The sequence below is a fragment of the Ferdinandcohnia salidurans genome, assembly GCF_042680725.1.
Lineage (GTDB): Bacteria > Bacillota > Bacilli > Bacillales > Bacillaceae_L > Ferdinandcohnia > Ferdinandcohnia salidurans.
Map to the genome: position 1 here is coordinate 662,529 of NZ_JBHUEK010000025.1, position 18,957 is coordinate 681,485.

Annotated in this window: 17 protein-coding genes, 1 pseudogene and 1 riboswitch; of the genes and pseudogenes, 5 read left to right on the forward strand and 13 right to left on the reverse strand. The window is 38.5% G+C overall.

What is annotated here, in order from left to right:
- Positions 1 to 156: 156 nt before the first annotated feature.
- From ACFSFW_RS17540 to ACFSFW_RS17560, 5 genes are all read right to left on the reverse strand, one after another.
- Positions 157 to 912 (reverse strand): NRDE family protein, encoded by a 756-nt coding sequence (locus tag ACFSFW_RS17540; protein WP_388040143.1) that lies wholly within the window; start codon positions 910 to 912, stop codon positions 157 to 159.
- 1,001 nt (positions 913 to 1,913) lie between these two features.
- Positions 1,914 to 3,623 carry an acetate--CoA ligase gene (acsA, locus tag ACFSFW_RS17545; RefSeq protein ID WP_388040145.1) on the reverse strand — a complete coding sequence of 570 codons (1,710 nt, stop codon included), beginning with the start codon at positions 3,621 to 3,623 and terminating at the stop codon, positions 1,914 to 1,916.
- A gap of 18 nt (positions 3,624 to 3,641) precedes the next feature.
- Positions 3,642 to 4,355 (reverse strand): ABC transporter ATP-binding protein, encoded by a 714-nt coding sequence (locus ACFSFW_RS17550; RefSeq protein WP_388040146.1) that lies wholly within the window; start codon positions 4,353 to 4,355, stop codon positions 3,642 to 3,644.
- A 20-nt stretch (positions 4,356 to 4,375) separates the two neighbouring features.
- Positions 4,376 to 5,206 (reverse strand): ABC transporter permease, encoded by an 831-nt coding sequence (locus ACFSFW_RS17555; RefSeq protein ID WP_388040148.1) that lies wholly within the window; start codon positions 5,204 to 5,206, stop codon positions 4,376 to 4,378.
- 51 nt (positions 5,207 to 5,257) lie between these two features.
- Positions 5,258 to 6,253: an aliphatic sulfonate ABC transporter substrate-binding protein gene (locus tag ACFSFW_RS17560; protein WP_388040150.1), complete on the reverse strand. Its 996-nt coding sequence runs from the start codon at positions 6,251 to 6,253 to the stop codon at positions 5,258 to 5,260.
- A gap of 115 nt (positions 6,254 to 6,368) precedes the next feature.
- Positions 6,369 to 6,478: riboswitch (SAM riboswitch) on the reverse strand.
- 350 nt (positions 6,479 to 6,828) lie between these two features.
- Between ACFSFW_RS17560 and ACFSFW_RS17565 the strand changes: the two genes are divergently transcribed.
- Entirely contained in the window at positions 6,829 to 7,332 is a 504-nt protein-coding gene (locus ACFSFW_RS17565) for a DoxX family membrane protein (RefSeq protein WP_388040152.1), read from the forward strand.
- Positions 7,333 to 7,380: 48 nt separating this feature from the next.
- On the opposite strand, the gene ACFSFW_RS17570 is transcribed toward ACFSFW_RS17565, so the two are convergent.
- On the reverse strand, positions 7,381 to 7,539 hold the full coding sequence (locus tag ACFSFW_RS17570) for a hypothetical protein (protein WP_180271102.1): 159 nt from the start codon (positions 7,537 to 7,539) through the stop codon (positions 7,381 to 7,383).
- A 108-nt stretch (positions 7,540 to 7,647) separates the two neighbouring features.
- Here ACFSFW_RS17570 and ACFSFW_RS17575 point away from each other — a divergent pair, with 108 nt between their 5' ends.
- Complete coding sequence (locus tag ACFSFW_RS17575) at positions 7,648 to 8,565, forward strand: aldo/keto reductase (protein ID WP_304213605.1); 918 nt, start codon at positions 7,648 to 7,650, stop codon at positions 8,563 to 8,565.
- Positions 8,566 to 8,607: 42 nt separating this feature from the next.
- Here ACFSFW_RS17575 and ftsZ read toward each other — a convergent pair.
- A pseudogene (gene ftsZ / locus ACFSFW_RS17580) lies at positions 8,608 to 9,561 on the reverse strand (cell division protein FtsZ); the annotation flags it as partial.
- A 356-nt stretch (positions 9,562 to 9,917) separates the two neighbouring features.
- Between ftsZ and ACFSFW_RS17585 the strand changes: the two are divergent.
- Entirely contained in the window at positions 9,918 to 10,910 is a 993-nt protein-coding gene (locus ACFSFW_RS17585; protein ID WP_388040154.1) for a LysM peptidoglycan-binding domain-containing protein, read from the forward strand.
- A 48-nt stretch (positions 10,911 to 10,958) separates the two neighbouring features.
- Here the strand turns inward: ACFSFW_RS17585 and ACFSFW_RS17590 are convergent, their stop codons facing one another.
- The 5 genes from ACFSFW_RS17590 to brnQ form a co-directional block, all read right to left on the reverse strand.
- Positions 10,959 to 11,666 (reverse strand): GntR family transcriptional regulator, encoded by a 708-nt coding sequence (locus ACFSFW_RS17590; RefSeq protein ID WP_388040156.1) that lies wholly within the window; start codon positions 11,664 to 11,666, stop codon positions 10,959 to 10,961.
- 166 nt (positions 11,667 to 11,832) lie between these two features.
- Complete coding sequence (locus ACFSFW_RS17595; protein WP_388040158.1) at positions 11,833 to 12,882, reverse strand: lactonase family protein; 1,050 nt, start codon at positions 12,880 to 12,882, stop codon at positions 11,833 to 11,835.
- Positions 12,883 to 12,952: 70 nt separating this feature from the next.
- A complete protein-coding gene (gene licT / locus ACFSFW_RS17600; RefSeq protein ID WP_388040160.1) occupies positions 12,953 to 13,801 on the reverse strand; it encodes a BglG family transcription antiterminator LicT in 849 nt (282 codons plus the stop codon).
- A 50-nt stretch (positions 13,802 to 13,851) separates the two neighbouring features.
- A complete protein-coding gene (locus ACFSFW_RS17605; RefSeq protein ID WP_388040162.1) occupies positions 13,852 to 14,715 on the reverse strand; it encodes a Cof-type HAD-IIB family hydrolase in 864 nt (287 codons plus the stop codon).
- 199 nt (positions 14,716 to 14,914) lie between these two features.
- Entirely contained in the window at positions 14,915 to 16,258 is a 1,344-nt protein-coding gene (gene brnQ, locus ACFSFW_RS17610; RefSeq protein WP_388040164.1) for a branched-chain amino acid transport system II carrier protein, read from the reverse strand.
- Between the two features lie 414 nt (positions 16,259 to 16,672).
- Between brnQ and ACFSFW_RS17615 the strand changes: the two genes are divergently transcribed.
- Positions 16,673 to 17,173 (forward strand): hypothetical protein, encoded by a 501-nt coding sequence (locus ACFSFW_RS17615; RefSeq protein ID WP_388040166.1) that lies wholly within the window; start codon positions 16,673 to 16,675, stop codon positions 17,171 to 17,173.
- Positions 17,174 to 17,430: 257 nt separating this feature from the next.
- Here ACFSFW_RS17615 and ACFSFW_RS17620 read toward each other — a convergent pair whose 3' ends face one another.
- Complete coding sequence (locus ACFSFW_RS17620) at positions 17,431 to 18,096, reverse strand: phosphatase PAP2 family protein (RefSeq protein ID WP_388040168.1); 666 nt, start codon at positions 18,094 to 18,096, stop codon at positions 17,431 to 17,433.
- Between the two features lie 139 nt (positions 18,097 to 18,235).
- Between ACFSFW_RS17620 and ACFSFW_RS17625 the strand changes: the two genes are divergently transcribed.
- Entirely contained in the window at positions 18,236 to 18,937 is a 702-nt protein-coding gene (locus ACFSFW_RS17625) for a metallophosphoesterase family protein (RefSeq protein ID WP_304213586.1), read from the forward strand.
- Positions 18,938 to 18,957: the final 20 nt, after the last annotated feature.

Sequence of the window (18,957 nt, forward strand, 5' to 3'; positions counted from 1 at the left end):
CTTGTTATCAAGCTGTAACATAAATGAAAAATAGAAACAAAAAATAGAGTACAATATATATACGTTCGTACTCCATACCCCATTTTCGACTAGTTTCCCCATTTTAGTAGATTTATCATCTTTGTTCTATTATATACCATCGGCTAAACGATCTCTTTACGACTTAATCGGAAAGCGAAACTCTTTATTGCTCTGTCCCGTACTAGCGTGCACCCGCTCAACATATTGAATTTCTGTATCCGACATTAATAATACGGTCGAGCTTCTTGTCCCATACCCATTTGTTTGAATAAATAATGAAGAAAGAATCCGTTCCCATTCGAGAGACACGCCAGTTTTGGGTAGAAGGTTGTCGTTCGGGCGGTCTGTGTTTTGGAGTAGCTCGAACAGGTTTTCTACTAAATCTTCTCCTTTAATGATCTTTGAAAGTTCCTCTTTACCTTTTTGAACTTTCGGCCAACCTGTATCAAGTAAATGGTTGCTTAGCCCGTGGATACCTGGTTGTACCTTTTCCAAACTTTTTCCGACATTCGAATAATAATAGAGATGTTCTGGGTCACCTACTAAGAGATTGTAGCCGGGATACTGGGAGTTCGTCCCTTCTAGCTGCTGCATATACTCCGCAATATCGCCTTTATAGATGAGAGCATCTTTTACAAGTGTTCCTCTAGATTGTTTTCCTACTGAGACTTCACTTGGATCCCGATAATTCGTTATAGCTGCAAAACGTCCAGCTTTGGTGACACCCATCCAGGTTCCCATTTTTTCAAGATCTCTTCCAGCCAACAAAGTAGGCTCATCCTCCCAAAAATGAATCGGAGCCGTTGGCCGTTGAAGAAACTCATCCCGGTTGGCCGCAACAATTAATTTATAAACAGGATGTGCCTGATAGGCAAACAAAATTAAACACAATCTACCCACCGCCCTTTTTCACAAATTATAACATTTATATGGTCCTCTTGTGAGACATTAGGCTTTTATTCAAAATAATGAATCTAAATATATTTGACCGTTATCGTATAGGAAAGCCTAAGATATGAAGTGTAAACTGACATTGTCTTTGATAAGAGATAAAATGTGATTCGGACTCGGATGACGGGAACAACCTGTCGCGTGTCGCAATCAACTAGGATTTCTGACTCGGATGAACGCTGCAACCTGCCGTGTGTCGCAATCAACTAGGTTTTCTGACCCGGATGACCGATACAACCTGTCGCATGTCGCAATCAAGTGAGATTTCTGACTCGGATGACCGATACAACCTGCCGCGTGTCGCAATCAACTCGGATTTCTGACTCCGATGAACGATACAACCTGTCGTGTGTCGCAATCAACTAGGTTTTCTGACTCGGATGACCGATACAACCTGCCGCGTGTCGCAATCAACTAGGTTTTCTGACTCGGATGAACGCTGCAACCTGTCGCGTGTCGCAATCAAGTGGGATTTCTGACTCGAATGAACGATACAACCTGTCGCGTGTCGCAATCAACTGGGATTTCGGACTCGGATGACCAATACAACCTGTCGCGTGTCGCAATCAACTCGGATTTCTGACTCCGATGAACGATACAACCTGTCGTGTGTCGCAATCAAGTGAGATTTCTGACTCGGATGAACGATACAACCTGTCGCGTGTCGCAATCAACTCGGTTTTCTGACTCCGATGAACGATACAACCTGTCGCGTGTCGCAATCAACTCGGATTTCTGACTCCGATGAACGATACAACCTGCCGCGTATCGCAATCAACTGGGGTTTCTGACTCAGATGACCGATACAAACCTGTCGTGTGTCGCAATCAACTATTTCGTTACTTTTGAACAATTTCATAGTAAGTTCCTTTATTAAAAAAAAACAGCGCAAGTCCATACTCGCGCTGTTTTCACACATATATTAATCAAGCACACTCGGCTTATTGAAGGACTTCCCTTGCAAGTTCTCGTGCTTTTAGCTCTCTTCTTAAAATTTTACCGCTAATCTTTGTTTTCGGCAGTTCATCCAATACTTCAATTTCCCTTGGAGCGGAATGTGCCGCAAGATGTTGTTTTACAAACACGCGGATATCCTCTAGTAAATCTTTCGTTGGACTGTAACCATTCTTTAGAACGATAAAGGCCTTTACGATTTCCCCTCTTATTGGATCTGGCTTTCCGATGACACCGGCTTCAGCAACCGCTTGATGTTCAATTAGCTTACTTTCGACCTCAAATGGACCTATTCGCTCTCCAGAAGAATTAATCATATCATCGCTTCGCCCTTGGAAAAACACATAACCATCCTCATCTAAAATAGCCAAATCACCTGATACATACCAACCATTTACAAAGTATGAATGATATTTCTCTTCATTTTTCCAAACTTCTCTCATGATTGATGGCCACGATGCCTTAATGCCAAGGTGACCAACCTGACCATTTGGAAGCGGATTTCCGTCATCGTCGATTATTGCAACTTCAATACCTGGAAAAGGTCTTCCCATTGAGCCCGGTTTAATGACCTCAGATGGAAGATTGACGATCAATTGTCCGCCCGTTTCTGTCATCCACCATGTATCATGGATTCTTTTCCCTAAAGTTTCAATCCCCCAGGTAATAACTTCAGGATTTAACGGTTCTCCCACACTTAGAATATGCCGTAATGAACGTAAATCGTATTTATTTAGCACTTCATTGCCCTCTGCTTTTAGCATCCTGAATGCTGTAGGGGCACTATACCAAACCGTTACCCCTGTTTTTTCAATTGTGGAATACCAGGAATCTGCATTAAATCTCCCACCGTTAACGACAATTGTGGCACGATTTAGCCAAGGAGCAAAGATTCCGTACACCGTTCCTGTCACCCAGCCGGGATGTGCTGTACACCAATAAATATCATCCTCTTTTAAATCAAGGACCCATTTTCCCGTTTGGTACTGCTGAATCATTGCGCGATGGGCATGCACAATTCCCTTTGGTTTCCCGGTTGACCCACTTGTATAGTGAATATTAAGGCGATCTTCAAGCTCCAACCATTCTATGACACTGTTCTCGCATTTCGTTTCTGGTAGTGCTTCTACAAGTGAGATTTCATTTTCCTGACACCTCTCTGGCCCCTCCGTAATAAACACTGTTTCGAGGGAAGGCAAGTCTTGTTTTGGGACTCTTTTTACCAAATCCGAATCTGTGATTAGGAAACGACCCTCACAGTCCGAAATCCGATCCCTTACCGCATCCTCCATAAATGCTTCAAAAAGCGGTCCTGCAACGGCTCCTATTTTAACCGCCGCAATCATCGCAATATACATTTCCGGATTTTTCGGCAAAAAGATAAACACAATATCTCCCTTATTCACTCCGTACTTTTTTAACACCGATGCTAGATGGTCCGACTTTTCTTTGATATTTTTAAATGTGAAAATTTGTTCCTCATCGTCATTTATGTAGTGAAGGGCGACTTTGTCTCCATACCCATCTTCTACATGCCTGTCAATACATTCATAAGCCATATTGACTTGCCCTGTCTGATACCAACTAAAATCCTTTTCAACCTCTTCCCACGAAAAGTCCTTATACACCTGTTCATAGTCTTTTAGATTATAGGTCTCATCAAAAGGTCTTATCGCACCTAATTGTGTGGTTGTCAATTCAACTCTCCCCTTTCTTTAGCTTAATAGAGATAATATTTCTGCCTTCAATTGTGCCAATTTTATATCCCCACGGGACCTGGGTTTTGGATCATCAATTTGTATCGTTTGATAGATTTCACCCGGTTGCCCCTTTAAAATTACAATCCGGTCACATAAATAAAGTGCTTCATCGATATCATGAGTAACGACGATCATCGTTGATTTGTATTTCTCCCAAATCGTCAGCAGCAAATCCTGCAACTGCATTTTAGTAAATGCATCAAGTGCACTAAATGGCTCATCTAATAGTAAAACTTGAGGTGCTGTGATAAGTGCACGAGCAATCGATACTCGTTGTGCCATCCCACCGGAGATATCCTTTGGATAATGATTTTCAAATCCTTGCAATCCTACTAGCTTTACATATTCCTGAGCTTTTTCACCTTTCTTACTATCATTCTTTAAACCAAACGAGATATTTTCTAATACTGTCAACCATGGCATTAAACGCGATTCTTGAAAAATAACGCCAACCTTTTCATGAACGGACTTAATTATGTCACCGCTTATTTTCACCGTACCTGTATATTCGGAATCTAATCCAGCTAGGACACGCAATAAGGTGCTTTTTCCACACCCACTCGTACCTAGTACACCCACAATTTCACCTTGTTTTGTTTCAAGGTTTATATTTTTAAACCCTGTCGTACCGTTCGAAAAGGTTCTAGAGACATTTTGAACTGCCAGCATCTTTATTCATCCTTTCAGGTCTACTTCACAAAGCTGTCCTGCCAGTGAAGTGTTTTTTCCTCTGTTTTCTTCAAAATGGAGTCCGTTATTTTACCTAAAATCGCAAATAGTACAATGCTTGCGATGACCGTTTCAGGAGAATAGGAGTTTTGGCCAACAACAAGCAAATATCCAATCCCCTGACTAGCACCCATTAATTCAGCCGCAACGACAAACATCCACCCTAGCCCTAACCCGCTTCGGATTCCTACTAAAAAAGAAGGAAGGGATGCAGGCAATATAACCTTTCTAATTAACTCAAACGTTGAAAAATTATAGATTTTCCCTACCTCGATCAACTTTCGGTCAACACCTTGAATGCCTGACACGATGTTTAAATAAACCGGAAAAAACACTCCAACTGCGATTAGTGTAATTTTTGACGGTTCTGCAATCCCCATCCACAGTATAAAAAGGGGCACCCAAGCAAGGGACGGAATCGAACGGAAAGCCTGAATCATCGGGTCGAGTAACTGTTCCGCAATTCTAAAATAGCCGACCAATGAACCAAAGATAACAGCAGCAACAACTCCGATTAGAAAACCAAAAAAGATTCGATATAAAGTAATGCCGATATGGCCCCAAAGACTTCCATCTCCAGCAAATTCAATTATTTTCGCAAGGATAACCGTTGGTGCTGGCATAAGATGCCCTTCAAGGACACCAATATGGCTTAAATATTGCCAAACCACCAGTAAAATAGCTGGGATGATACTCCCAAGTAGGATTACTTTTACACTTCCCGATAACGCAAACTCACGCTTTGACTTCACCTTAATTTGTCTAGTCAACGCTCCGCCTTTTGTGCTCATTTTAACCTCTCCTATCACGAGGGAGTGCCGTTACGAAAGAGGCACTAACCTCTATTGTTTAATTACGTTTTCCGCAAACGTAGGATTAATTAATTCTTCAACTAGTTGATCCAATTCAACATCTTTTCCGATGATGTCCTGTGCTTGAAGCACCTTACCCGCTTCTGTTAATGCCTCAATTTGTATTTCACCAGGAACGGGATTAGAAAAATCATTTCGTTCATTTAATTGTTTATTTGCAACTTCAATATCAATATTTGCGGACTTAGCTAAAATTTCCGCTGCTTCTTCAGGATTTTCTAACACCCATTTACGGGCCTTTTCGTAAACCTCAATGACTTTTTCAACGTACTTAGGATATTTTTCCGCAAACTCTGAACGCACATTTAAGGTTCCATACGTATTAAAATCTGCATTGCGGTAAAAAAGGTTCGCATCCGTTTCTAATTCAACTCTTGCCATATGAGGATCTAACCCTGACCATGCATCTACCTGACCAGAAGATAACGCTGCCGCTCCATCTCCATGCTGTAGATTAACGATTTCAACATCTGAAGGACTTAACCCTTCCTCATTTAATGCACGTAATAGAAAAATATATGGATCTGTCCCGATGGTTGCCGCAACCTTTTTCCCTTTTAAATCACTTATACTTTGTATCTTTGAATCTTTATTTGCCACTAATGCTGTCCACTCTGGCTTTGAGTAAATATACACGGATTCAATTGGAGCTCCCTTTGCTTTAGCCATGAGAGCTGCTGCCCCTGCAGATGAACCGAAGTCCGCACTTCCACTATTTAAAAATTCTAATGCTTTATTACTTCCTTGACTTAAAACAAATTCAACCTTAATTCCCTCTTCTTTGAATGCTTCCTCAGCCCACCCAAACTCTTTTAACACAAGACTTGTAGGCGAATAAAAGGCATAATCTAATGTGATTTTTTCAGGTTTTTCACTTCCTTGGCTAGCTTTGCTTGAGCTATTCGAACAACCTACAATTCCGATCAACAGTAATACAGCAGTTAAGAAAACGCTTATTTTTTTCATGTTTATACCTCCAGTATTTTTATAGGCAAACTAGGAATAGTACTAATACAAAAACTAACTTTCATACCCTGACGATAAAAAAATCCCTCTTCTATAAGAAGAGGGATTTTTCCTCCTCTTATCTTTCAGGTGTTTTCACCTGATGGAATTAGCACCTTTTCAAGAATAATCTTGAAGGTTGCCGGGTTTCGTAGGGCCATGTCCCTCCACCGCTCTGGATAAGAGTCCTTTATTCAATTAATACGTTCTAGTTTTACTTTATAAATGGATTATAGATTGTAAAATACCCAAAGTCAAACACTTTTTCAAAAATTTTCCCTTATTTAAATTTTCGGTGATTATATAATCACCTATACAACACTTTAAAATTGGGCCTAAAAATACAACCAAAAAACAATTGTGTCATATTTGTGAAGCCTATTGCTTTAATTGAAAATCCGCTGTATATTAAGAGTGTAGAAAGTTAGTGAAAAACTTCACAAACTAACTACAAAAGCTGGCAGCTAAAGCAATCATATTTTTTTTAAAACATCTTGTGAATAATTTCACAATATAAAATAAAAGGGGAGATTAAGATGAGAACATTCTTAAAAGGACCTAAAATGGCAATTATTTGGACAGTATTACGTGTATGGTTAGGTATTCAATGGCTAGAAGCTGGTTTTCATAAATTAACTGGAGGATTTGACGCAGGCGGATTCCTACAAGGAGCACTTGCAAAGGCTGGTGGCGAACACCCAGCAGTAGCAGGTTGGTACGCAACATTCCTAGAAGGCTTTGCCCTTCCAAACGTTGAAATCATTAACGTACTCATTCCATGGGGCGAAGTTCTAGTTGGACTTGGATTAATCTTTGGTGCTGCAACAATCCCAGCATTAATCGCAGGTGCATTCATGAACCTGAACTTCTTACTTGCTGGAACAGTTAGCACAAACCCAGTACTTTACACATTAGCAGTAGTTCTCTTATTCGCAGGCGCTGCAACATACTACTATGGTGTAGATAGATTCGCAGTTCCATTCCTAACAAAACGAATCAACGCGAAAAAAGATACTAAAACAGCAACAACAACTGCATAACTAAAAAAGGAGTTCCTCCCAAGTTTTGGGGGAGCTCCTTTTTACCTTCTACTCATCATCGATCTCGCCGTCACCGATCTCATCTTCCTCTTCGATCTCTTCAATGTCCTCGCCTTCCTCAGGTCTTTCGTCATCTCCACAACCCATTAAGAAAAACATCGGAAATGCTAATAATAACAGCATGAATAAACGTTTTATTCGATTCATCACAAAACCTCCCTTTTTTCTATACTTTCCAATCCATATCGAAATATGTAGACTAGAAATGGGCAACAGTAATAACAGTCCTATATTAAAACTTGGAGGTTTAACACAATGCGAAAAATAAAACTAGGCACCAGTTCACTAGAGGTTCCAGTTGTGGCAGTAGGGTGTATGAGAATCAACTCATTAGAGAAGCCTGAGGCAGAAGCGTTTGTGCAAACGGCATTAGAAAACGGAGCGAACTTTTTTGACCATGCCGATATTTACGGTAGTGGTACTTGTGAAGAAATCTTTGCAGATGCAATACATATGAACGATGATGTAAGGGAGAAAATTATTCTTCAATCAAAATGTGGCATTCGAAAAGGTATGTTTGATTTTTCAAAAGAACATATCCTTAATTCCGTTGACGGAATCTTAAAACGACTTAAAACGGACTATCTTGATGTTCTCCTTTTACATCGTCCGGATGCCCTCGTTGAGCCTGAAGAGGTTGCAGAAGCATTCGATGTGTTGGAATCCTCAGGGAAGGTTCGTCATTTTGGGGTATCTAATCAAAAGCCGATGCAAATACAGTTATTAAAAAAATATGTAAAGCAACCAATTGTCGCAAATCAGCTGCAATTAAGCATCCCAAATGCCCACATGATTGCAAGTGGCGTTACAGCTAATATGCAAATTGATCAATCCATTAACCGTGATGGAGATGTCCTTGATTTTTGCCGATTGAATGACATTACCATTCAACCATGGTCACCTTTTCAATATGGTTATTTTGAAGGACCTTTTCTCGGCAATGAAAAATGTCCAGAATTAAATCAAAAAATTGATGAAATTGCAGAAAAATACAGTGTATCGAATACGACCATTGCAATTGCTTGGCTATTACGTCATCCAGCTAACATGCAGCCGGTAATTGGAACCATGAATATAGAGCGATTAAAGGATTCCGTGAAGGCAAGTGAAGTTCAGTTATCCCGTGAAGATTGGTACAGTATTTTTCAAGCTGCTGGCTATCTACTTCCTTAAAAGGCAAAGAGGCACCTCCAAAAGGGATGCCTCTTCTCTTTAATTTTCAGTAAATCCTGTCGCAATGACTGTCACGATAATTTCATCTTTCAAATTGTCATTAATGACTGATCCAAAGATCATGTTTAGATCTTCATGTGTTGCTGATGAAATCACGTCAGCCGCTTCTTGTATTTCGAATAGGCTTAAATTTCTTCCGCCTGTAATATTTAAAATGACACCACGTGCTCCGCTTATAGATGTTTCAAGAAGTGGACTATTGATTGCTTTATTAGCCGCTTCAACTGCACGCCCGTCCCCTTTTGCCATACCGATTCCCATCAAAGCTGTTCCTCTATGTGACATGACTGTTTTTACATCCGCGAAATCCAGATTAATTAAACCTGGTACCGCAATTAAATCGGAAATCCCTTGTACCCCTCGAAGGAGAACATTGTCTGCTTCGCGGAAGGCTTCAATCATCGGTGTACGCTTATCGACAATCTCCAATAATTTCTCATTGGGAATGATTATTAAGGTATCAACCGCTTCCTTCATTGCATCAATTCCTGCATCTGCATTAACAGCACGCTTACGGCCTTCAAATCGGAATGGTCTTGTTACAACGCCTATTGTTAATGAGCCTAGCTTCTTAGCGATTCTTGCAATTTCTGGTGCTGCTCCAGTACCAGTACCACCGCCCATTCCAGCTGTGACAAAGACCATGTCCGCTCCTCTTAAAGCATCCTCAATCTCTTTCTTGCTTTCTTCAACGGCTCTCATCCCTATTTCGGGATTGGCACCCGCACCAAGCCCCCGCGTTAAAGATGCACCAATTTGAATGGTGATTTCTGCTTTTGATTGATTAAGTGCTTGTCCATCGGTGTTTACTGCTATGAATTCAACACCTTCTACCCCTGCTTCAATCATTCGATTCACGGCATTATTTCCACCACCGCCAACACCTATTACTTTTATTCTTGCAAATTGATCTATGTATGGTTCAAACTCTAGCATGACTTTTTCCTCCTTGCCGCCCGTTGCCTTCTTTCTAAGATTCGTGTTCAAAAAGGAGGATAAAAAGGACCAAGAAGTTCAAGGCGGCGCAGCTTTGAGTAGCGGAGCGTATGTTCTTAATACGTGAGCAACGCAAAAGCAAGCCAACGATGAAATTCGACGTGTCATTTTTACCGGACTTTTTGAATTTCTTCCTAAGTGAAGACGGATTTATACTATATACTTCGTAGTACTACTTCGCTTTCTGTCACTAATTTCCTCTAAAAATTGAAAAGAACCTACACTAAATACCTAAAAAGCATAATATTAGATTTCTTTTACAAACTAATACTAACATGTAATGAAAGGAACGAGCCATGATAAACAGGATAGCATTTGTAATTGGAGTTTTTTTCTTAATCTTTATCGCTTTCCTCCCTACAGATGTAGGAGCAAATAGCACTGAAAATATATATGTCGTCCAAGCTGGTGATACTTTACCTGGGATTGCAAAAAAATTTAAAATCTCTGTAGAAGAACTAAAAATCACCAATGGGATTCAATCAGATTTATTTGTTGTCGGACAGAAGCTATGGGTTCCCATTTCCTATGAGGTTGTTGCTGGAGATTCCTTGCAGAAGCTTTCTTCAAAATTTCATACATCCCCTGAGCAGATTAAAACGACAAACAAGCTTACAACTGAAAAAGTCGTTCCAGGACAGATTCTCAAAATTGCCCCGAGAAGGATGAATATGCAAGGGGAACACATTTTAATGACAAAAGAAGAATTTAAAGATTGGCTCTTCAATCAGAAGATTAAACGAAAAATAAGCCTAATCCAGCAGCATCATACATGGGTCCCAGACTATAGTCGGTTTAACGGCTCCAACCATTTTGGGCTGTTAACCGGTATGGAAAATTATCATAAGAATCAGATGGGCTGGAAGCATATCGCCCAAAATATTACGACTTTTCCAGATGGGAAAGTTGCTGTCTCAAGGCCACTACATATTGTCCCAGAAGGCACAATTGGTAGTAAGGCTAACTCTGTCGGCATTGCAATTGAACACCTTGGAAATTTTGATATTGGCCATGATGGGATGACGAAAGAACAAAGCGACACAATTATTTATGTCAATGCGGCTCTTAGCCTTAAATTTGGATTAACCCCTTCCGTTGACAGTATTACCTACCATCATTGGTGGGATCTGCGAAACGGCGAAAGAGTGCTGGATAAAGGGCCTGACTATAATGTGAAAACCTGTCCAGGAACTGGATTTTTCGGCGGCAACTCTACAACAAGTGCCAGGAAATATTTTTATCCCTTGATAACACGCAAAATGGAAGAACTTCAAAAGGAAATGGATTAAGACAAACCCACTCTACCATACGGATGAGTGGGTTTTTAGCTATTAAAATTAAATCAAAATACTTTCTTTCTTAAAATAGTCAGGTTGTTCCTTCTTAAATTCATACAAATGAGCTATACCTTTTGTAATATGCTCAGTTACAACCGCCTCTGCCGCTTTAACATCCTTACATTTAAGAGCATTAAAAATAGCTCTATGTTCATCCAAAACAGTCTCCCAATCCGCAGCCTTAGTTGTGATAAGTCGAAGCATTCGAACCCTCTTATACTGCCCGTTCATTTGGTCGATTCCTTTCCAAATACGGTCCATCCCTAACCCTTTATAAATGAGTTCATGAAATTCATCATCATAAGCTAAAAAGTCTTTTTCGTTTTCTTCCCGTAAGGCAATTTCCTGCATAGTTAAGCATTTTTCTAATTTATATAATGAGTCAGGAGTTAGTTTTTCCGTCGCTTCTCGAATCACAGCAAGCTCCACAGCTTTCCTCATAAATCGCGATTCCTCAATATGTTTCGGATCGATTAAAGATACAAAAGTCCCTATCTGTGGCTTTATTTCTATTAATCCTTCCTTTGCAAGTTGCATCAAAGCTTCCCTAATCGGTGTTCTGCTAACACTTAGCTGAGACCCAATCTCAGATTCTGAAATTGGAGAACCCGGACATAACGAAAAATCTATAATTTTTTCATTTAGATAGGAGTAGACATATTCTCTTCTTGTACCGCCATCACTTCGTCTAACTTGATTATATTTCATAACCCAAAACTCCCTTAAACAAATATCATCCATAAGCATTTACTTTCACCTGGATAATATAAACTATTATTCTATTATAATCATTTTATACTAAAACGCTTACATAGGATAGTCCTGAATTACAAAAAAAGGAACCTGGTACTTTTCCCAGGCCCTCTTCTTTATTTTAACTATGTAAAAATTTCACGCAGACTGGGTATGGTACAGTGATATCTGAATCAATTAGTGTTAATTTTCCAGTTTGTTCGTCCCTCGCATATAACACAAGGTTGCTTGATTCCTGGTTTGAGCCCACGATGAATTTTTCTGATGGATCAAATACAAAGTCACGTGGCCAATCCCCTTTTGACGAAGCCATTTCTACTAATGTTAACTCCCCTGTTGCCTCATTCACTTGGAAAACAGCAATACTGTTATGCCCACGGTTAGCCGCATATACAAACTTCCCATCCTTTGAAATATGTATAGCACTACCTTGACTGTTTTCAGTAAAGTCCTCAGGAATGGTTGAAATATATTGAAGTTCCGTAAAACTTCCATTGCTACTGTCATAGGCTAAAACAACCACTTCATTGCTTATCTCTGTCATCAGATATGCATGTTTCCCATTAGGATGGAAAGCAATATGTCTTGGCCCGCTTCCTGGTCGAACCGATAAACTACTTACTTCATGTAATGACCCATTCTCTACTGCATAAGTGATGAGCTTATCAATGCCTAAATCAACTGCCACCACATATCTTTCATCTGGAGTAAATCCTGAGAAATGGGTATGAGGTTTTTCTTGTCTTTCATGTGGCCCCTTACCTTGATGTGAAACAACCGATTGGGAAGATTCAATTCCTCCTGTTTGACTGTTAACTGAATACAGTTCAATTGTGCCTTTATGATAGTTAGCCGTTAAAACTTGGTTATTTGCCTGGTTTACACTGACATGACAAGGTGATGCCCCTTCTGAAACATTATGGTTTACTGGCTTTAAATCACCTGTTTGGCTATCGATTTCATAAGCAGCAACTCCACCCGATTCTCCATCTTTTATAACCGAATAAAGAAAACGATTATCCTGGCTCACTGTTACATATGTAGGATTACCTAAAGTTGCCGCAAGCTTTACATCCTCAATTTTTTGTTCATCTGTATCTAAAGTAAACGTATAGACTCCTTTGCTGTCCCCTTTTGTATAAGTACCAACATATCCAATAAATTTGCTCATTTGGTAGACCCCTTTCATCATTTATTAATTTGCGTTTCATACGGTAGTAATTCTCTTACAATCTACGTAATCACAGATTTTTATGTCGATTTGTGACTCGATGAATATGTACGGTCAAATAAACTTCTTCTTCCTTGGAAATCTTCCAACCAAACTCTGTCTTTAAAAACTTTGAAACTTTCTTCGTACATTTATAAGCATCTGAATATTTAAGTTTGATCTGATTATGGAAAAAATCTTCAATGGAATCAGTTAATTTTTCCTTGCGCATATACCTCATTCCAAAGAAGCGAAGATGGGTTACAAATCGTTCATAGTTCACAGAAGTCTCATCAAGCTCCATATCAAAGTGACCTTTCACTATGTTTAGTATATCATTTACCATCTGTGCAATCTGAACGGCTGCTCCCATATTATCTCCTGAGAGTTGCCCATTTACCAAATGTAGAGCAATTGACGCAGCCTCGTCTTCATCAAGTCTAATACCCGTCTCTTTTTTAATAATATCCAAGGCTTTTAATGCAATTTGGAATTCTGGTCTATAATATTTTCGAATTTCCCATAATAGGGCATTTTTCAATTGAATCCCTTGGTTATGCCTACTAATGGCGAAACTAAGGTGGTCTGTTAAAGCCACATATAGGTAATCATCTAGTTTATTAGGTAATTGAGTTTTAGCATATTCTAAAATTTTGGAGGAAATACTTAAATACAGCTCTGATGTATCTTCGAGTAACTTGGCAAGCTTTTCGGTAATCCCATGTTTTTGCAAGATAAATGTTTTCTCAATTTTCGAAGCATCAATAGTATCTCCAGACTTTCGTTGAAAAGCCAAGCCCTTGCCCATGACCACTATTTCTTGATCGAGTTCATTTCTACACATCACAACATTGTTATTTAAAACCTTTTCGATTTTCATGCATCCACCCCGTCCCTAAATAGATTCCCTACGTATGCTTGTACATTTTATTAATAATGCTCTTTTAGCATTTCTTCTATTGCGAAAGCTACCCCATCTTCTTCATTTGTTTTTGTATGAAATTTACAGATGCCTAGTATTTCTTTATCAGCATTCCCCATGGCAACACCACGGCCAGCCATTTCAAGCATACTTTTATCGTTTAGGTTATCTCCCATCGACATGACATCCTTCATTTCAATCCCCATGCTTTTAGCTAATTCTGCTAGGGCTAAGCCCTTGATAGCTTCTGGGTGGTTAAACTCTAGATTTAAGTAACCAGAAGAAGTGATCACCACTCCGGTCTCATCTATTAGCTCATTATACACCTGCTGATGTCTTTCCTCATCGTCCGCAAAGCTTAAAAGTTTATATATTTTTAAATCATCAATGGCCTCTAATTGTTCATAACTCTCGATAAACTGGACACTTTCATCTTGGAAACGCTGTTCAATTTTTTGATTAATTTCTTCATCTGTAAAATTTGGATTGACTGTTTTCCACCATCTAGTCATCCGATCAATAAAGCTATCTCTTCCAAAAGAAAACAAGCCCTTGTTGGTAAAGAACTCCGTATACATTTCACCATTATGACATGCTGTGTATACCTTTTTACAAACCAATTTATCCATTGGAATGTCACGTAAAACGTTCCCGTTTATATCAAAAGAACTAGCGCCGTTCAAAGTAATAATTGGACAAGTAATTCCTACTTCTTTAATAGGCATGTTTGCAGCATCATAAGATCTCCCTGTTACAACTACAAACTTTACCCCTTTATCCATTGCCTTTTGAATCGCGCGTACATTTGCCTCACTTACTTTATGATTATTGTTTAATAGAGTCCCATCTAAATCTGAAGCAATCAGTTTCATCCCAAATCCCTCTTTCGTATAAAATGAAAAAACCTAAATAAACTGTCTCCTAAAACAGAAACACCTTACTTAGGTTTTGCCTGCTTTACCAGTAACAATCCTACTTTCTATTATAACAAGATATATATTTAACACAAAGCGAACGCTACTTACATAAAAAAGGCTACTTACAACTTTATGTTATAAGTAGCTTTTCGTCTTATTCTTTAATTGGCTCTGGGTTAAGAGCACCATGTTTAATGATACTAATTAAATAACCAATTACACCACCGATTATTGCTGGTACAATCCAGCCTAACCCAACTGAGTATAATGGAAGAACTGATGCTAAAAAGTCATTTAAAGCAGCAATTTTTACACCTGCTGCATTTAATCCATCATTTACACTTAGGATCAATGTAACTAAAATACTGACTTGGTATACTTCCTTACGTCCCTTGAATAGTGGGTGTAAGAATGTCAATGCCATCAAACAAATCGCTAATGGATATAGAGCTACTAAAACTGGTATAGAAAAACTGATAATTGAACTTAAACCGAAGTTTGAAATTACCGCACTAAATACTGTAAAGACAACAGCCCATTTCTTATAAGAAAGAGCAGGAATTAATTTTGAGAAATAAGACGCACAAGATGTAATAAGTCCAATACTTGTTGTTAAACAAGCTGCGATAACAATCACTGCAAGAATAACTTTACCATACCAACCAAAGAAGTGTAGAGAGGCAGCAGATAGTATTGATCCACCATTATCTAAGAATCCAAGACCTTCTACACTTGTTGCACCTAAGAATGCAAGTGAAGAATAAATAACTGCTAGTAAAACCCCTGCTACTAATGCAACTTTACCTGTTGAAATCATGATTTGTTTTTTAGAAGTTGCTCCGCGCTGCTTCATGATGTTAATAATGATAATTCCAAATACAAATGCTGCAAGTGCATCCATTGTGTTATAGCCTTCTTGGAAACCTTTAAAGAAGCTATTTGACATATAGGTTTCTGTAGGCTCTTGGATTGCACCAATCGGATTCACAAATGCCGCTATAATAAGAATAGCAATTACGATTAATAGTATCGGTGTTAACATTTTCCCAACAATATCAACAATCTTACTAGACTTTAAAGAAAAGAATAGTGTTACCCCAAAGAACACAACTGTAAATAGGAATAACGGAAGATAGCTCGTTTGATTTTCTAAGAATGGAACGATCCCAATTTCATAAGCAACTGTATTCGTTCTTGGAATTGCAAAAAAAGGACCAATTGTTAAATATAATGCAACTGTAAAGAAAATACCATATACAGGATTAACTCGTCCCGCTAAAGACTCCAAATCACTTTTACCTGAGAATGCTAATGCTAGTATACAAAGAACAGGTAACCCTACTCCTGTAATAATGAAACCAAGATTCGCTGTGAAAACATTGTCTCCAGCTAACTGACCTAATTGTACCGGGAAGATTAAATTCCCTGCTCCAAAGAATAATGCAAACAACATAAAACCGACTGCAATTACATTGCTAAATGAATCTCTCGATGACATATCTATTCCTCCTAAAACACTCTAGACACCTAATTCTCCGAATACATCTAGAGCATAAAAAATTATACTAGTAAACTCGCTTGCTTACAAACATCAACTTGATAGGAACTAATATATCACACAAAATATCCAAAAGCAACACTTTTCAGAAAATAAAATTATATCAAAATACTTTTAATAATAAATGTAAGTACTGTTATTTAGTTCCAATGCACTACCTTAATCTATCTCTTAATCCCGGTATAACCTATTTCTAAATCCTTTTGCTTGGAGGAGAAACTTCAAAAGAAAGTGATAAAACTATTATTTGTAAATATGGCTCATTTCATAACGTTGCAGATCCATGTTTATCGGATAAGAATCTAATACTTAGAACAAATTAAAAAAAATTGCTATCGGAAAGGATTGTTTTTAATGTTAAAAAACGGCATCAGGCTTTTTATTGTTTTATGTTCGGTAGTAGCTGCAGTGCTACTTCCAAAGAAATCGTATATAAAATACTTGCCTGTATCCTTATTCTCTTCTAGCATTCTAATGTTTGAGATCTTCTATTTTACTGTACATAAGCTATGGAAAGTAAAAGGAAGCGTCGGTGCAATGGTTTGTGACACATGTATATTAATTTTAGGTCCATATCTTTTTGCGAATTATTGGGTGTTCACAATCTCAAAAGGGAAGTTTCTCCCCTATACTATTATCAATCTTGTCGCAGATTTGATATATGCATATCCAATTATTTCTTTGCTTAGACAGTTAAAATTTTTCAAATTAAAAATTAGTTCAGCTAAGTTCTTTACCTTAATTTTTTCTAATGCTCTAATGAACTATATCTTCCACAAATTTTATGAAAAATGCATTGCCCCAAAGCAATCGCCAAATCAACAGGAATTAAGCGAAGCTGACTTCATTAAGTAATCCAACGCAAAAAAGGGACCATTTAATTCCGCTGAATTAAATGGTCCCTTTTTAATAATACTTTTTAAAATAAAGCAATTTAACGTGTTACTTCGCTACAGTATCGGCCCCACCTTCGCCAAATACCATGATGACCACACATGTCATCCACCTGACTTCATTATAATTGATAGCGCTTTCATTTTCAATTAAAACCTTTCCCTAAGATTCGACAATTTAAAAATGTAGGGAATCGTTACAATCATCATTCACCTAGTTCAACCCGTTTTTAGCCTCGTGTGCTTGTGGGCTTGTCTATCTTTGAACCACTGAAAAGTCCATATTGAAAATCCAAGCCATGTAGCACTTGCAAAATATCCACCTATGATATCGGTTGGATAATGCACTCCTAAATAAATTCTGCTGATCCCAATTCCTACTATCATAATTCCACTAAATAAGAGTAGTACTGTTCTCCCCCACACTACTGGAACATGTCGCCATAATAAGAATGTGAAGATACCGTAAAATGTGAAAGCAGTCATCGCATGACCACTCGGAAAGCTATAACCCGAAATTGCAACTAATCTGTGGAATTCTGGTCTTGCCCTTTCAAATAGGCCTTTTAGTAACATGTTCAAGATTGGCGAACCGACCATCACTCCAATAAACAAGACTAACTCATTACGATGCTTCAGTACTTTATAGAGGAAATACAAAATAATAAGGGATAAAACAATGACGACTGGTGCAGATCCGGTAAACGAAAGGAACTTCATCATCAAGGTAAGTCCCGCTGATTCCATCCCCTGAACCAAATCTATCACATGACTATCAAAATAAATCACATCATGGACATGAACAAAATAGGCCAGAATCCCAAACACAATAATGGATGAAAGACAAAAAACAACAGCAACTAATAACGGTTTTCTTATGTTCATTAGCTCCACACTCTTTCTTCTTTGATCGCTTTTAGTATTTTTTCACCTAAAAAAATGTATGCGAAATGGGTATTCCTCACTAATACGTAGGGTGTGCTAAAATAGAAGAACCTATTATTGTAAAAAGGTTGTGTGTTGAGTGAGACGAATGCTTGCGATAAGTGATATTCATGGTGATTTAGATAAATTTGAACGGCTTTTGGAACTAGTAAACTATAATGATCAGGAAGACCAACTTTTGTTGTTGGGAGACTATGTTGATCGTGGACCACACTCAAGGGCTGTTTTAGATAGAGTAATTGAATTACGGGAAAAAGGAGCAATTGCGTTGATTGGCAACCATGAAAAGATGATGATGGAAGCCTTCCGCGCTGATTCAATGAGCGTCAAACGATGGTTTTACAATGGCGGGATTAAAACCTTACAAAACTATGGCTATTTCATTGAAAAGGATGATGCAAAATATTGGTACACGACGGAGGAAATGCCTAATCTTCTTCAAATGAACAAAGAAATCCGTCCACACATAGAAGCTCTAAAGGATTTTCCTTACTACTATGAAACAGATACTCATATTTTTGTTCATGCAGGGGTTCATCCTGAAACACCATTAGAATCAACTGACCCCCATTTATTAGTCTGGATTCGCGAAGAATTTCACAATGGCTACACGGGTCACAAGACCGTTGTTTTTGGTCATACACCAACCAAATATCTACATAAAAGTAACGAAGTTTATTTCGGAAAAAATAACATTGTCGGTATTGATGGTGGCTGTGCATACGGAGGAAGACTTTATTGCCTTGATGCTACCAATTCGCAGATTTATTATGTGGACTAGGTAGAGTAGGGACGGTTCTT